Below are 15,043 nucleotides of genomic sequence, written 5' to 3'. Positions count from 1 at the left end.
CCTGATGAACCGGTGTGGGCGCGCATCCGGATGCCCTGACTCAATTACGATAGGTTTCAGCATCTGCCTGCCCACCCCATACTGGTTCGACAAATCCACGTATGGATGAAGTGTTCCTATGAACGAGATGATACTGATAGTGGACGACGAGGAGGGTATCCGTTCTTCCCTTGCCGGAATCCTGGAAGACGAAGGGTACCGCACCGTATGCGCGGCTGACGGTATCGAGGCGCTTGCGGTGTGCAGACGCGAGCTTCCGGGGCTGGTGCTGCTCGACATCTGGATGCCGAGGATGGACGGGCTGGAGACGCTCAAATCCCTGCGCGAGCAGCACCCGTCCCTGGCGGTGATCATGATGAGCGGTCACGGCACCATCGAGACAGCCGTGAAGTCGACGAAGCTCGGCGCCTACGATTTCGTTGAGAAGCCTCTCTCGCTGGAAAAGGTGCTCCTGACGGTAAAGAACGCCCTCTCCGCCAGCCAGCTGAAGGAGGAAAACGCTTCCCTGCGCGGCATGGTCCTGCAGCGTCACGAGATGATCGGCACCTCCCCCGCCATGGTGCTGTTGATGGACCAGATCCAGATGGTCGCTCCCACAAATGCCTCCGTCCTCATCACCGGCGAGAACGGCACCGGGAAGGAACTGGTGGCCCGCTCGGTTCACTACCACAGCCAGCGCCGCGACAAGCCCTTTGTGGAGATAAACTGTGCCGCCATTCCCGAAGAACTCATCGAGAGCGAGCTCTTCGGCCACGAGCGCGGCGCCTTCACCGGCGCGGTGGCGCAGAAGAAGGGGAAGTTCGACCTCGCCGACGGCGGCACCCTCTTTCTCGACGAGATAGGGGACATGTCGCTGAAGACCCAGGCGAAGGTCCTGAGGATACTCCAGGAACGGAAGTTCGAGCGTGTCGGCGGCACACGGACCATGGAAGTGGATGTACGGATCGTCGCCGCTACCAACAAGCACCTCGAGGACGAGATCCGCAACGGCACCTTTCGGGAGGACCTCTTCTACCGGCTCAACGTCGTTCCCTTCAAGGTGCCGGCATTGAGGGACCGCCGCGACGACATCCCGCTTCTCATCGAGCACTTCCTGGACGTCTTCTGCAGGCGTGAGGGTAGAGACTTCAAGTTGATGGTCCCGGAAGCTATCGAGGCGATGAAGCGCTACGACTGGCCGGGGAACGTGCGGGAGCTGAAGAACATCGTCGAGCGCCTCGTCATCATGACGCCGGGGGGCACCATAACGGTGAACCACCTCCCCGACTACATCCGCGCGGACGGCGGCAACAGGGAAGCGAGCGGGGGGAAGCTCGACAGCGTGCTGGAGCTCTCCTCTTTGCGCGAGGCGCGGGAGGAATTCGAGAAGGAGTTCATCATCCAGAAGCTCGAGGAGAACGCCTGGAACGTGTCGAAGACCGCAGACGCCATCGAGCTTGAGCGCAGCAACCTGCATCGGAAGATCAAGACGTACGGCATCGACATGAAAAAATGAAATACTGGTTTCTGTCGGACCACTGGCACTTTTACCGTTGAGGATATATGTTCTCCCGACTCTTTCTCGTCTTTCTCATCGTACCGGTCATCGAGATCTATCTCCTGATCAAGGTCGGCTCCGTCATCGGCGGTGTGCCGACGGTGTTGGCTCTCCTGCTGATCAGCGCAATCGGAGCGTACCTGGTGAAGAGTCAGGGGCTCAAGACCTTCAGCATGATCCGGAGCGAGCTGGGGCACGGCCACCTTCCCGCCGCGCAACTGCTGGACGCCTTCCTGATCCTGGTCGGCGGCCTTCTCCTCATGACACCCGGCTTTTTTACCGACTTCCTCGGAATCTTCTTTCTCATCCCCGCCACCCGTATCCTCATCAAGAGATGGCTCGGCCTGTGGCTGCAGGCAAAGCTCGCCAGCGGCCGCTTCGTAATGCGCCGTCATTAAGTTCTCCGCCCTCTCTTTCCATCTCTCTGCCATTGCTGGAGTATCTGTGCGTACGCCGAAGAAAACCTTATAATTCAAGACCTGACCCCGGGGTCAGGTCTTGAATTATAAGGTATCCGAAGGGGCCGGGACCGTCAGCCTTCCTGACCTTTTCCCGCGGAAGTGCTAGAGTGAAAGCATGATCCTCATCGAGCCATATAAGGGAGATCCGGTAACGCTGCAGAGTGTGGAGATTGTGGAGCGCAAAGGCACCGGCCATCCCGACCAGATTTGCGACTGCGTTATGGATGCGGTTTCTGTGGCGCTCTGCGAGGCCTACCTCAGCGAGTTCGGCACCATCCTGCACCACAACGTGGACAAGGGGCTTCTGGCGGCCGGGAAGGTGTCCAGGCGGTTCGGGGGCGGCGAGGTCATCGAGCCGATGGAGCTCACCATCGGCGATCGCGCCACCTTTTCGGCGGGGGGGAAGGAGATCCCTGTCGTCGAGATCGCCAGGGATGCGGCGCAAAAGTGGATACGGGCACATCTTCGTCACGTCGACCCGGTTCAGCACGTGAAGTACCGGGTGAAGCTCGCTCCCGGATCGCAGGAGCTTATCGACATCTTCGATCGTCCCGGAGCGGTCATGGGGGCGAACGACACCTCTGCCGCAGTCGGCTACTATCCCCTGAGTCCGACGGAAGAGGCGGTCCTGGCGCTCGAGCGGGAACTCAATTCGGACCTTTTTAAGTCCCTTCATCCCGAGACGGGGGAGGATGTAAAGGTGATGGGGCTGCGCAGGGGGGACGAGCTCGACCTGACTGTGGCGATGCCGCTGCTGGCTCACAGCATTCACAGTGAGGGGCAGTATTTTGACAAAAAGGAGACGATCGTCGCTCACATGACGGAGTTTGTCAGGCGAAGACCCGGCTTTCGCAGCGTGACGGTGCACTTCAACGCGCTCGATGAGCCCGGGCGAGGCCTCGGAGGGGTCTATCTGTCCCTTCTGGGCACGTCGGCAGAGGATGCGGATTCCGGTCAGGTCGGCAGAGGGAACAGGGTAAATGGCCTCATCTCCATGAACCGCCCGATGGGTACCGAAGCTGCCGCAGGGAAGAATCCTGTGAGCCATGTGGGAAAGATCTACAATGTGCTCGCCCACAAGATGGCGATGGAGATATGCCGTGAAGTCCCAGGCGTCCGTGGCGCCTACGTCCTCCTCCTGAGCAGAATAGGCACCCCGATAAGCTCGCCGCTGATGGCAAACGCCCAGCTCCTTCTGGAGGGGGGGCGAACGATCCGGGACGTATCGGATCAGGTGGAACATCTTTTCGAGCGGGCCTTCTCCGGCATCAACTCATTCTGCATGTCACTCTCCCGCGGTGAATATCCCATTTCCTGAGAACCGACCTGCCTACGGAAAGTGCTGCCTTTGTGGCCGAGCTTTTGCATTACTTTGCCTCCGCTGCCTCATGACACAGAGTAGTTGTTGACAATGCTCCTTGAAGCAGGGAAAATGAGAATCTGTTGAAGCCAGCTACAGGGGCATCTGGCGCGGGTTTATCTCTCTCTTTTGTGCTGCCCTATCCACCCGGGGGACCTTTTTGGACACAGCGGTTATCGAGCTTTTCGTTGTTTTCATTCTCATCATAGTAAACGGTTTTTTTTCCTGTTCCGAATTCGCCGTGATCTCCATCAGAAAAAGCAGGGTTGCCCAACTCGTCGCCAGTGGGGACAGCCGCGCGATCAAGGTTGAGGAGTTCCAGAAGGACCCGCACCGGCTGCTCGCTCTGGTCCAGATCGGGGTCACGGTGGTCGGGTCGACCGCGTCAACCGTAGGCGGTGTTGTTGCCGTGGACTACTTGCGCCCCGTGCTGCGGGAATCCTCCATCGCTTTTGTGCGTAACGCCGCTGAACCGCTTGCCGTAACTGCCGTGGTCGCAGCTATTTCCTACCTCACCCTCATCCTCGGCGAACTGGTCCCGAAGACGATCGGGCTGCAGTATGCCGACAAGGTGGCCCTTGCCGTCGCCCACCCTATCACTTTTCTGGCGAGGATAGCAGCTCCCGTCGTTACCCTTCTTACTCTTTCGAGTAAGGCGGTGCTGGCGCTCCTGCGCATAGAAGGGGAGCAGAAGGCGTTCGTGACCCGCGAGGAAGTTCTGCACATCGTCGCGGAAGGGCATGAAACGGGCGTCTTCAGCGAGACCGAGCATACCTTCATCGACAACATCTTCGATTTCACCCACACCGCCGTCCGTGAGGTCATGGTTCCGCGCACCCGCGTCGTTGCCTTCGACCTCGACATCTCCAAGGAGGAGATAGTTCGGGGGGTGCTCGACAACATGTACTCGCGCTACCCCGTCTATCGTGGCAGCATCGAGGAGATCGTCGGATTTATCCACGGCAAGGACTTCCTCGGCAGGATGGTGCGGGATCCGGATTTCGACATTCGCTCCATCGTGCGTCCCCCTTTCTTTGTTCCGGAAGGGAAGAAGGTAAGCGACCTCCTGAAGGAGATGCAGAAGAGGCGGGTGCACATGGCGTTTGTGGTCGACGAGTACGGCGGCATCAGCGGTATCGTTACGACGGAGGACCTGCTGGAGGAGCTGGTTGGTGAGATCGAGGACGAGCATGACATAGGGGAGCCGAGCCGGGTGCAGATCCTGGCGGATGGTGCCATGTTGGTGGACGCGCTGATCTCGATCTCCGATCTGGAGGACCTGCTCCAGATCGACCTCGGGGCGGACCTTCCCTACGACACCATGGCAGGGCTCATCCTCGACCGCCTCGGGCGCTTTCCGGAGCGCGGCGAGCAATTGGCATTGGACGGCTACACTCTCACCTGTGAGGACGTGACGCAGACGGCGATCGTGCAGGTACGCATAACGCCGCCAGCGGAAGAAGTGTCTTAGGCACAGAGAGGCAAAAATCCACCGCAAAGACGCAAAGGGCGCAAAGGAAAATCCGCAACGAGAGGCATAGGCCGATTGTAGGCCGGGATAAGCCGCAGGCGTTCCCGGCGTCGGCGGAAGCGACTCGGAGTGGGCGACAAAGAGCAAATCCCCCCTGTCCACCCTTTGCAAAGGGGGGGACGCGAGGCCTCGTGCAGCCCTTCATTGGAACATACTACGGCTTCCCCGGAATTCTCGGATGAGCCTTCTCAAAGGGGGGGAACGTAGTAGGCGCCAGCCGAGTGGATGATGCACCAGACTGCCGGAAGCTCAGCCGGAACCTCGTTCCCAAGCTCCGGCTTGGGGACGCACGTGCGAGCGAGGCTCAGCCTCGCGAACCGCTGACGCGGATGCAAAGCCGCAGCTTTGCGCCCATCTGCGTTCCCAAGGTGGACCTTGGGAACGAGAAGCTAAAAAAGCCGGTGAATTGCCTCAGATCCTGAGGTTTCACCGGCTTTTTCTTTTGTTGCAAAAAGAGGCGGCTTCACCACTCCCTCCCCCCCGCGATGGTCCAACTTCTGTGCAGCCTTTCTTTGCGGATTTTCCCTTTGCGTCCTTTGCGCCTTTGCGGTGGGTTCTGAATCGGGTTCTGGATTCTATCTCACCGGCCGGTACGCCATCGACTCCAGCCTCGCTATCCGCTCCTCCATCGGCGGGTGCGTGGAAAAGAGGCTCATGAGGCCGCCGCCGGTGAGCGGGTTCACGATGAAAAGGTGCGCCGTCGCCGGCCGCGCCTCCGCCATAGGGAGCATCCGGGAACCATTCTCCAGCTTCCTCAGCGCGCTCGCCAGTGAGAGCGGATTGCCGCACATCCGTGCGCCCGACTCGTCCGCCATGTACTCCCGCGACCTCGATACCGCAAGCTGAATGAGCATCGCCGCCAGCGGCGCTATTATCGCCATGGCGAGAGAGCCGGCCAGCCCCCCCCTGTCGTCGTCATTGCTCCTCCCACCGCCGAAGATCGCCGCCCACTGCAGCATGTTCCCGAGCATGGAGATCGCGCCGGCGATGGTTGCCGCAATGGTGGAGACGAGGATGTCCCTGTTGGCGACGTGCGAGAGCTCGTGCGCCATTACTCCTGCCAGTTCGTCCCCCGAGAGGATCCTGAGGATACCTTCCGTCGCGGCGACGGCGGCGTGTTCCGGGTTCCTCCCCGTGGCAAAGGCATTGGGGCTGTCGGAGGGGATAATGTACACCTTCGGCATCGGGAGCCCCGCCTGTACCGCGAGCCGCCTGATGATGCCGTAAAACTGCGGTGCCTCCTGCTCCGTGACCTCCTTCGCTCCGTACATCGAGAGGACGATCTTGTCGGAAAACCAGTAGGAGAAGAAGTTCATCGCCGCCGCCATGAAAAAGGCGAAGATCATGCCGGATCTCCCTCCGATGGCGCTCCCCATGGCGACCATGAGGAGGGTGAGGGCGGTGAGGAGGATGAATGTTTTCATTCTGTTCACGGGCGGCCTCCCTTCTGTCTGGAATCAAAAAGACCCCTATCCTCTTCCCCATGAGGGGGGGGCGGATAAAGGTCTCTCGTTCTGTCTTCAGCCATTTCTGCGTACTCGTGTTCCCGGTTATGAACCGCTCTTATAGTATGGTTACCCCGCCCACTCTGTCAAGATTATTAGAGTTTTCCCCTGCTGGTCCTTTACGGGTCTCCCCTTCAATGGCCGATCCTGTCGGTGAGGAGGATCGCCTCCGCGAGCTGGCGCATGGAAATCCTCCGATCCATGGCGAGCCGCTGCATCCTGCGGAATGCCTCAGCCTCGGTCAGCTTGTCCCGCTCCATCAGGCGCCCCTTTGCCTTTTCCACCACTTTTCTCGCCTCGATCTGGTCTTTGAGGCGGCTCACCTCCTCGGTCAGCTTCGCCACTTCCCGCGAGGCGGCGAGAGTCAGCTCCACCGCCGCGCTGAGATCCGCATCCCTCACCGGTTTCGTGAGGATGGCGGAGACTCCGGCGCCGGCTGCCTGTGAGATGTCGTCCGCGCTGCACTGCTCGGCAATGACGATGATGGGCATGGTGTGCACCGATCTGATGCGCTCGGCTGCCGTCGCGATCTCGCCTGCGGGGGAGGTCGATTCCAAAAGCACCAGTGCCGGCAACTTCTCCAGCGCTGTCTCAGCGGTCTCGCCTGCACTGTCGCACAATATTATTTCAGCAAACGATTGCTCGTGGAGCCTCTTTTTTAGGCTCCCCACCATTTTTTCATCGTGCACGCACAGGACCGCTTTTCTCATAAATCCACCCCTTTACCTCGTATAGACCGCGCGGACTCAGCATTTAGGGATGGGAAAGAGCATATACCGTTCCAAATGAGCCGTTAAAATGCTATAAGTCTCCAAAACCCTTACCCTCCTCCCCTCGATTGCCGCATTGGAAGTCCAAGGCCGACTGGAGATACAGGGAAGGTGCGGCTTCCGGAAACGGACGCCATCGCTGCAAAGTGAGGTACGAAAGACGATGCTACATGTGAACAAGCGCCTGGTGGCCGTGGCCCTGCTGCTTACTATTTTGGCAGCGGCTGCCTGGTGGTACCTGGTGCCGAAGCGGGTGCCCCGCGACGTGCTGAAGGTTTCGGGAAACGTGGAGCTAACCGCCGTGCAGGTGAGCTTCAAGGTGCCGGGGCGGGTGAAGGCGCGACTGGTCGATGAGGGGGCGGTGGTGCGCCGCGGCGAGGTGGTGGCGCTCCTTGATGATGAGGAGTTGCGCCACGGTGTGGAGCAGGCGGCAGGGCAGGAGGGTGCGGCGGCCGCGGCGCTGGAGGAGCTGAAAAACGGGGCGCGCGCCGAGGAAATAGCCGAAGCGGAGGCGCTGGTGGAACAGGCCCAGGCTCAGGCGCAGCGGCTCCAGGCCGACTTCAAAAGGCAGGCGGCGCTGTACCAGAAGGAAGTCATCTCGAGGAGGGATTTTGAGGCGGCACAAGCCGCGGAGATCGCCAGCCGGGCGGCTCTTGCGGAGCGGAAGCAGGCGTTGAAGCTCCTGCGCAAGGGGGCGCGGCGCGAGCAGGTCGACCAGGGCGCGGCAAGGGTGCAGCAGGCGCGCGGCGTCCTCTCCGAGGCAAAGGCTCGCCTCTCCTATGCGACACTCCTCTCTCCCATTTCGGGAGTTGTCCTCTCCAAAGGGATCGAGCCGGGGGAACAGGTCGCACCGGGGACCCCGGTGATAACGGTCGGCGACCTGGAGAATACCTGGCTGAAGGCGTACATCCCTGAGACGGAGCTCGGGCGGGTGCATCTTGGGCAGGCGGCCCGTGTCACCACCGACAGCTATCCAGGGCGAGTATTCGAGGGAAGGGTCACCTTCATTTCCAGCGAGGCGGAATTTACACCCAAGAACGTGCAGACCGAGAAGGAGCGGGTGAAGCTCGTGTACCGCATCAAGATCTCCCTGCCGAATCCAAAGATGGAGCTCAAACCCGGGATGCCGGCGGATGCCCAGATCGTCACCGGCGGGTGATCGGCGCTATGGAAGCGATAAGAGCCGAGGGGCTCACGAAGCGGTTCGGCGAGACGATCGCAGTCGACGGCATCGACCTCAGCGTCACCGCCGGCGAACTCTTTGCTCTGGTCGGATCCGACGGCGCCGGCAAGAGCACCACGCTGCGCATGCTGACCGGGATCATGGACGCCAGCGCGGGGAGCGTCTTCGTCCTTGGGAAAGAGATGTCCCGCTACGGCAAGGAGGTGCGTGGGGATATCGGCTACATGAGCCAGCGCTTCGGACTGTACGAGGACCTCACGGTGGAGGAAAACATACTCTTTTTTGCCGACATCTACGGCCTGCCGCGTCGCGAGCGTCGGGATAGGGCGGAGGAGCTCCTCTCCTTCGGGAAGCTGACACCGTTCAAAAAGCGCTTTGCCGGCAAGCTCTCCGGCGGGATGAAGCAAAAGCTGGGGCTGGCCTGCGCCCTCATGCACAAGCCGCGCGTCCTCTTTCTCGACGAGCCGACAAACGGAGTCGATCCGGTGTCGCGCAGGGATTTCTGGCGCATCCTCCATCAGCTTCTGGCAGGGGGGGTGACCGTCTGCCTGGCCACGAGTTATCTTGACGAGGCGGAGCGCTGCAACAGGGTCGCCCTCATGGACCGCGGCAAAATCCTCGGCTGCGACTCCCCCGCGGGGCTAAAGAAGCTCATGAAAGGGGGAGTGCTGGAGATATCCACCTCCCAGCCCCGCCTTGCTGTACGGATCGTCTCGGCGGCCTTTCCCCCCGGATCGGTGGCACTCTTTGGGGAGAAGGTGCATCTCTATGCCGTCGACCCGGACGAGGCGCAGGGGCTCGCCACGGCGAGGCTGCGGGAGGGGCGGGTGGAGGTGACCGGCGTGCGGAGGGTGGAGCCTTCGCTGGAAGATCTTTTCGTCTCCCTCCTGAGGGAAAGGCACTGAGGGATCGGGATCGCGGGCTGGCGCCCTGGGAAAGGATCGAAAGGGGACGATGTACAGGATCACGGAAGCGTACGGCTCCGGCAGCGGTAACAGCAGCGCCGTCTCGCTGCGAAATCTCACCAGGCGATTTGGCGATTTCGTGGCGGTGGACAAGGTAAGCCTGGAGGTCGCGCGCGGCGAGATCTTCGGTTTTCTCGGACCAAACGGCGCGGGGAAGTCGACCACCATCCGGATGCTCTGCGGCATACTCCCGCCGAGCGAGGGCGGCGGGACCGTCGCAGGCTTTGACATCGAGAAGGACCCGGAGCAGATCAAGACCCGCATCGGCTACATGAGCCAGAGGTTTTCCCTTTACGAGGACCTGACGGTAGAGGAGAACATCGATTTTTACAGCGGCATCTACCGCATTCCGCAGCAGAAAAAGAAGGAGCGCAAGGATTGGGTCGTGCAGATGGCGGGGTTGCAGGACCATCTGAGAAGCAAGAGTTCGAACCTCTCCGGCGGCTGGAAACAGCGCCTCGCCCTCGGCTGCGCGATCCTGCACGAACCCCCCATCGTTTTTCTCGACGAGCCGACTTCCGGCGTCGATCCCATCAGCAGACGCAGTTTCTGGGAACTGATCTATCGCCTCGCCGGCGGTGGCGTCACCGTCTTCGTGACGACGCACTACATGGAGGAGGCCGAGTGCTGCGACCGGCTCGGGTTCATCTACCGCGGCCAGCTCATTGCGTTGGGGGCCCCCTCTGAGCTGAAGGAGAGCTTCCGCGGCGAGATCCTGGAGGTGAGTTGCGAGCGCCCGCACGAGGCGCTGGACGACCTGGAGCGGCTGCCGGGAGTGAAGCGAGCCGCCCTTTTTGCGGCCCAGATACATGTGACGGTGGAAAATGCGGAGCGGGATGAGCCAGCGATCTTGCAGGCGCTGTCGGACCGGAAGCCGCGGGTGGAGCGGATCACCCCTTCGCTGGAGGATCTCTTTGTTTCGCTTATCGAGGAGCGGGAGAGGTAGGGGGCGGTCAGCCGCATCCCCGCGCTGAACCTTTTCAGTGATCGGCCGCAATATGGGAGTGCGTTAAGCGCGCTGGCACTTGTAGGCCGGAATAAGCGGTAGCGTTTCCGGCATTCGCTGCCGCGCGGCTGCGTCTGAGGTGGACTGCCGGGAACGCCTGGCGGCTTATCCCGGCCTACATGGATGCTGGTCCGGGCTCTACCCCATCCCCACCCTGACCCTCCCCTTGAAAGGGAGGGGACGTGTGCGCGGCTCTCGGGCGGAGGATGATATGACTGGTCGTTCCGGCGTGACCATGTAGGCCGGGATAAGCCGCAGGCGTTCCCGGCATCGCTGCAGCCAGCCCCTCCGACTCGATCCACTGCCTTTTACTGCCAGAGGAAATTCGTGAAGCCTACCCGCGTCTGGGCCATTTCCCGGAAAGAATTTCTCCATGTCGTGCGCGACTGGCGCAGCCTCGGAATTGGCATCGCGATACCGATCGTCATGCTCTTTCTCTTTGGCTACGCGCTGACGCTCGACGTGGACCGCGTGCCCCTCATCGTGTGGGACCAGAGCGCCTCGACCGTCAGCCGCGACTTCCTAGGCGGGTTCAAGGGCTCACGCTACTTCTCGGTCGTCGGATATACCGACAGCTACCGCGAAATCGAGAGGGCCGTGGATTCAGGCGAGGCTCTCCTTGCCCTGGTGATACCGGTCGATTTTGCGGGCAAGGTCCTCTCGGGGCGCGGAGCGACGGTGCAACTCATCCTCGATGGGAGCGATCCCAATATGGCCACCTTCGCCCTCGGCTACGCCGAGGCGGTGACCCGCAATTTCACCCAGAGCGTGCAGCTCTCCCTGGTGCGCCGCATGGGGGAGCGCCCTTTTGGGGGGATGCTGCAGATCGAGCCGCGCGTCTGGTTCAACTCGGACATGGCGTCCCGCGACTACATCTTCCCGGGGCTCATTCCCATCATCATGATGGTCATCGCCGCGCTCCTCACCTCCCTGACCTTTGCCCGTGAGTGGGAAGTGGGGACGATGGAACAGCTCGTGGCGACGCCGGTAACGGGCGGAGAGCTCATTGCCGGTAAGCTGATCCCGTACTTCGTGATCGGCATGTTCGACCTTTTGCTGTGCGTGCTGGTGGGACAGTTTTTCTTCGACATACCGTTTCGGGGAGGGTTGCTCCTCCTCTTCGCCCTTTCCTCCATATTTCTCATCGGCGCCCTCGCATTCGGAATGCTAATCAGCATCGTCACCAAGAGCCAGCTCCTGGCGAGCCAGATCGCGCTGGTGGCGACCATGCTCCCGGCTTTTCTCCTCTCGGGGTTCATCTTCCCGATCGAGAACATGCCGTACCCGATCCAGCTCTTTACCTATCTCTTTACCGCACGCTATTTCGTGGCTTTGCTGCGGGGGATATACCTGAAGGGGGTCGGGCTGGAGATTCTCGGCGGGCAGGCGCTCCTGCTGGCACTCTTTGCCGTGGTCGTGCTGGGAGTCGCGCTGGTGAAGTTCAGGAAGAAGATTGAATAGCGGCAGGAACACTTTAATGCCGGGAACGCCTGCGGCTTTATCCCGGCCTACAGTACATGGTGCAGAGCCGGGGGAGATTCCCCCTAAAGGAGAAACGGGTTGCTCGAACGTCTGAAAGCGATGCTGATAAAGGAGTTCATCCAGGTGCTGCGCGACCCGCGCATGCGCTTTGTGGTCTTCTTTGTCCCGGCGTTCCAGACGATCATTTTCGGGTATGCGGTAAACACTGACGTGCGCCACGTGGCGACGGCGGTGTATGACCTCGACAACAGCAGGGAAAGCCGCGAGGTGACCGACAGGTTCATTCGCTCCGGGTACTTCGACCTGACCGAGAGGGTGGAGAGCGACCGGGAGGCGCGAAAGGCGATCGACAGCGGCAGGGTAAAGCTCGTCATCCGGATGAACCGCGGCTTTGGAAACGCCCTGACAGCCGGACGCGCGGCACCTTTGCAGATGATACTGGACGGGAGTGACTCGAATACGGCGGGAATCGTGCTCGGCTACGCGGCGAAGATCGCGGAGACATACACAAAGGAGTTGCAGCGGGAAGCGGTGGCGCGCGGCGCGGGGCGCGACATCCCCTTCAACGGGGTCGAACTGGAGAGCCGCGCCTGGTTCAACGAAAATCTCGAAAGCCGCAATTTTTACGTGCCGGCGGTCATCACCAACATCGTTTTCATCATCACCATGCTCCTTTCCAGCATGTCTGTTGTGCGTGAAAAGGAGATCGGCACCATCGAGCAGGTCATTGTCACGCCGATAGGGAAAGGGGAATTCATCCTCGGAAAGACGATCCCCTTCGTGCTTATCGGCTTCATCGACGTAGGTCTCATCTCGGCGGTGGCGGCGTTCTGGTTCGATGTCCCGTTGCGCGGCAGCATCACCCTTCTTTTCTTCGCCACGGCCCTTTTCCTGATGAGCTCCCTCGGTATCGGGCTTCTCATCTCCACCGTGAGCCGCACGCAGCAGCAGGCGATGATGAGCGCGTTTTTCGTGATCTTCCCTGCGATGCTTCTTTCCGGCTTTGCCTTCCCCATAGAGAACATGCCGGAGCCGGTGCAGTGGCTTACCTACCTGAACCCGATCCGCTTCTTCCTGGTGATCATCCGGGTGATCTTTCTCAAAGGGGTGGGGCTGGAGATACTGTGGCCTCAGCTGCTCGCGCTGTTCATACTCGGCTTCGCGATCCTCTCCTGCGCGGTGCTCCGCTTCAAGAAGACCCTCTCGTGACTTGCGCCCGTCAATGCAGCGATTCGGGGAGGACACCGCTCAGGTCGGGATTCTCCATCTCGCCCTCGACCTCAGTCTCCGGCTCCTCAAAGCTCACCCGCCCGAGCTTTCCCGCACGAACTTCCCGGACAAAGGCTTCTGCGGCGCGGTTCACATCGACCGCGCCTCCGCTCACCAGGCACCCCATGTGGCGACCCGCGGCCTCGAGGAAATGGTGCGGATCTTCGGGCAATTCCGAGAGCTTGTAACGGTTCCTTAGTAGTTCCGGATAGCGAGCCGCCATGTATCGGGCGGCGAATACCCCGACGTTGGTGTAGTCGAGGGCATTGGCGCCGATGGCACCGCTGGCCGCCAGACGATATGCACCCGTCTGGTCACTCATCTCGGGCCAGAGCAGCCCCGGAGTGTCGAAAAGGAGAATTCCGTTGTGCAGGTCGATCTGCTGGGCGATCACGGTGATGGCAGGCTTGTCCCCCACCTTGGCCAGGGACTTCCCCGCCAGGGTGTTGATAAGGGTCGACTTCCCGACGTTGGGGATGCCGATCACCATGGCACGCACCGGGTACCCCGGGTTCCCCCGGTTAGGGGCCAGGTGCCTGCACAGCTTGATGAGCTGCTTTACCTCGCCAGGCTGCTTTGCCGACAGCGGCAGAGCGCGGACGTTGGCAGATTTCCGGAAGTGGCGTACCCATGATTTTGTGACCTCGGGATCGGCCAGGTCGTTCTTGTTCAGGACCTTGATACACGGCTTGTCCCGACGCAGTTGCTGAAGCAGGTAGTTCGAGCTGGAGGAAGGGAGGCGGGCATCGAGGATCTCGACGACGACGTCTATCTTGCGCATCAACTCTTTAATCTGCTCGCGGGCCTTGCTCATGTGGCCCGGGTACCATTCTATGGTCATGACTTCTTCCCTCGCGCTTTATTGCCGGTGCAATCCTGCAACATAGCACAGACGGGGGAATGTTGGTGCTTTTATCTGCTACAAGCTCCCAAACGCATGGCGCTACGGGTGAGATACTCTGTCCTTAGCTGTTCGCGCTGTTCATACTGGAGTTCGCGATCCTCTCCTGCGCGCTGCTCCGCTTCAACAAGACCCTCTCCTGAGCCGCTCCCGTCACATGCAGCGATTCATCGAGGACGCCGCACAACTCCCTCAGATTCTGATCCGAAAGGGCGAGCCGCTCCGTCTCCGGGAGGATGGAGAGATTGAGGAACCGGTCGTGAAAGAGGCCGATGCCGCGGTAGTGGCAGGCGCAGTTCACGACTCTGACGAGTGCGGTCACAGCGTCGGAGGTGTCGTAGCGTTCGAGGTGGTGCTGCTCGACGACCTTGCAGTACGCCTTCGGCAGGTTCCACTCTTTCATGACGCTCTCACCCTGCTCCACATGCAGTTCCTCGAAAATCTCCAGAAGCATCGCCTCTTCCAGCGCGCTCTGCGCCACCCCCCGCTCGTTCAGCCGCTCCAGCGCTTTGAGGAGGTGCAGCTTCCCCACGTCGTGCAACAGTCCCCCCATGTACGCCTGCTCCGCGACCTGCGGGCGGCCGGAGGCGATCGCCAGCCAGCGGCATCCCGTGGCGCAGGCGTGGCTGTGCACCCAGAGCTTCTGCATGAAGCCGTTGATGACCTTGCTCTCCGAGGTGTGCAGCCCCGCCTGGGAGGCCGCCATGGCGATGTTGGCCACCCGGTGCGCTCCCAGCCTGATGACGGCGTCCTTCACGGTCTCGGTCCGCACGCGCCCGATGTTCCCCAAAGAATTCGCCATCCTCAGGATCTGCCCGGCGACGGACGGATCTTCGGTGGCGAGAGCGAGGACCTCATCCATCTTGAAGTCCGTCCTCTCCAGGAGGTGCTGCAACTTGAGCGCGATCGGGTGAAAGACCGGCAGCTCGACCCCTCTGATGGTGAGAAGCCTGCGTATCGTTAATGGGATTGCCATGCCTCGGTTTCCTTTTTGGCGTCAGGACGACAGAGACACGTATCGGTGGGTCCGGAAAAGAATTTAGCGGGAGGCGGTGAAAAGGTCGAAATAATCG

At 60.9% G+C, this 15,043-nt stretch carries 13 protein-coding genes; 9 read left to right on the top strand and 4 right to left on the bottom strand.

What is annotated here, in order from left to right; translation table 11 throughout:
• Positions 1–118: 118 nt before the first annotated feature.
• The 4 genes from LPW11_RS02215 to LPW11_RS02200 all read left to right on the top strand — a co-directional run bounded on the left by LPW11_RS02215 (position 119) and on the right by LPW11_RS02200 (position 4,829).
• Positions 119–1,495 carry a sigma-54-dependent transcriptional regulator gene (locus tag LPW11_RS02215; protein WP_230996494.1) on the top strand — a complete coding sequence of 459 codons (1,377 nt, stop codon included), beginning with the start codon at positions 119–121 and terminating at the stop codon, positions 1,493–1,495.
• A gap of 47 nt (positions 1,496–1,542) precedes the next feature.
• Positions 1,543–1,935: an FxsA family protein gene (locus LPW11_RS02210; protein ID WP_230996493.1), complete on the top strand. Its 393-nt coding sequence runs from the start codon at positions 1,543–1,545 to the stop codon at positions 1,933–1,935.
• 178 nt (positions 1,936–2,113) lie between these two features.
• Positions 2,114–3,316 carry a methionine adenosyltransferase gene (locus LPW11_RS02205; RefSeq protein ID WP_230996492.1) on the top strand — a complete coding sequence of 401 codons (1,203 nt, stop codon included), beginning with the start codon at positions 2,114–2,116 and terminating at the stop codon, positions 3,314–3,316.
• A gap of 202 nt (positions 3,317–3,518) precedes the next feature.
• The gene (locus LPW11_RS02200) at positions 3,519–4,829 is read left to right on the top strand and encodes a hemolysin family protein (RefSeq protein WP_230996491.1); all 1,311 of its coding nucleotides are present in this window, start codon (positions 3,519–3,521) and stop codon (positions 4,827–4,829) included.
• Positions 4,830–5,464: 635 nt separating this feature from the next.
• Here the strand turns inward: LPW11_RS02200 and htpX are convergent.
• On the bottom strand, positions 5,465–6,322 hold the full coding sequence (gene htpX / locus LPW11_RS02195) for a zinc metalloprotease HtpX (protein ID WP_230996490.1): 858 nt from the start codon (positions 6,320–6,322) through the stop codon (positions 5,465–5,467).
• A 206-nt stretch (positions 6,323–6,528) separates the two neighbouring features.
• Positions 6,529–7,104, bottom strand: a complete 576-nt coding sequence (locus tag LPW11_RS02190) for an ANTAR domain-containing response regulator (protein ID WP_230996489.1) — start codon at positions 7,102–7,104, stop codon at positions 6,529–6,531.
• Positions 7,105–7,327: 223 nt separating this feature from the next.
• On the opposite strand from LPW11_RS02190, the gene LPW11_RS02185 reads away from it, so the two are divergent.
• The 5 genes from LPW11_RS02185 (at position 7,328) to LPW11_RS02165 (ending at position 13,009) form a co-directional block, all read left to right on the top strand.
• Positions 7,328–8,323, top strand: coding sequence for an HlyD family secretion protein (locus tag LPW11_RS02185; protein ID WP_230996488.1), 996 nt, complete (start codon positions 7,328–7,330; stop codon positions 8,321–8,323).
• Between the two features lie 8 nt (positions 8,324–8,331).
• Positions 8,332–9,252 carry an ABC transporter ATP-binding protein gene (locus LPW11_RS02180; RefSeq protein ID WP_230996487.1) on the top strand — a complete coding sequence of 307 codons (921 nt, stop codon included), beginning with the start codon at positions 8,332–8,334 and terminating at the stop codon, positions 9,250–9,252.
• Positions 9,253–9,301: 49 nt separating this feature from the next.
• The gene (locus LPW11_RS02175; protein WP_230996486.1) at positions 9,302–10,258 is read left to right on the top strand and encodes an ABC transporter ATP-binding protein; all 957 of its coding nucleotides are present in this window, start codon (positions 9,302–9,304) and stop codon (positions 10,256–10,258) included.
• 387 nt (positions 10,259–10,645) lie between these two features.
• Positions 10,646–11,779, top strand: coding sequence for an ABC transporter permease (locus LPW11_RS02170; protein ID WP_230996485.1), 1,134 nt, complete (start codon positions 10,646–10,648; stop codon positions 11,777–11,779).
• Between the two features lie 99 nt (positions 11,780–11,878).
• Complete coding sequence (locus LPW11_RS02165) at positions 11,879–13,009, top strand: ABC transporter permease (RefSeq protein WP_230996484.1); 1,131 nt, start codon at positions 11,879–11,881, stop codon at positions 13,007–13,009.
• Positions 13,010–13,019: 10 nt separating this feature from the next.
• On the opposite strand, the gene ylqF is transcribed toward LPW11_RS02165, so the two are convergent.
• Together ylqF and LPW11_RS02155 are read right to left on the bottom strand one after the other, a co-directional pair.
• Positions 13,020–13,910 (bottom strand): ribosome biogenesis GTPase YlqF, encoded by an 891-nt coding sequence (gene ylqF / locus LPW11_RS02160; protein ID WP_230996483.1) that lies wholly within the window; start codon positions 13,908–13,910, stop codon positions 13,020–13,022.
• A gap of 124 nt (positions 13,911–14,034) precedes the next feature.
• Positions 14,035–14,946: an HDOD domain-containing protein gene (locus tag LPW11_RS02155; protein WP_230996482.1), complete on the bottom strand. Its 912-nt coding sequence runs from the start codon at positions 14,944–14,946 to the stop codon at positions 14,035–14,037.
• Positions 14,947–15,043: the final 97 nt, after the last annotated feature.

This window comes from Geomonas sp. RF6, assembly GCF_021044625.1.
Classification (GTDB): Bacteria; Desulfobacterota; Desulfuromonadia; order Geobacterales; family Geobacteraceae; genus RF6.
Note: the sequence above shows the minus strand (reverse complement) of the source record. Positions and strands in the feature narration are given on the sequence as shown.

Excerpts from the sequence above, each read along its gene's own strand:
- LPW11_RS02215 (WP_230996494.1), top strand. The coding sequence starts at position 119 with ATGAACGAGATGATACTGATAGTGGACGACGAGGAGGGTATCCGTTCT.
- LPW11_RS02210 (WP_230996493.1), top strand. The coding sequence starts at position 1,543 with ATGTTCTCCCGACTCTTTCTCGTCTTTCTCATCGTACCGGTCATCGAG.
- LPW11_RS02205 (WP_230996492.1), top strand. The coding sequence starts at position 2,114 with ATGATCCTCATCGAGCCATATAAGGGAGATCCGGTAACGCTGCAGAGT.
- LPW11_RS02190 (WP_230996489.1), bottom strand. The coding sequence starts at position 7,104 with ATGAGAAAAGCGGTCCTGTGCGTGCACGATGAAAAAATGGTGGGGAGC.
- LPW11_RS02185 (WP_230996488.1), top strand. The coding sequence starts at position 7,328 with ATGCTACATGTGAACAAGCGCCTGGTGGCCGTGGCCCTGCTGCTTACT.
- LPW11_RS02180 (WP_230996487.1), top strand. The coding sequence starts at position 8,332 with ATGGAAGCGATAAGAGCCGAGGGGCTCACGAAGCGGTTCGGCGAGACG.
- LPW11_RS02175 (WP_230996486.1), top strand. The coding sequence starts at position 9,302 with ATGTACAGGATCACGGAAGCGTACGGCTCCGGCAGCGGTAACAGCAGC.
- ylqF (WP_230996483.1), bottom strand. The coding sequence starts at position 13,910 with ATGACCATAGAATGGTACCCGGGCCACATGAGCAAGGCCCGCGAGCAG.
- LPW11_RS02155 (WP_230996482.1), bottom strand. The coding sequence starts at position 14,946 with ATGGCAATCCCATTAACGATACGCAGGCTTCTCACCATCAGAGGGGTC.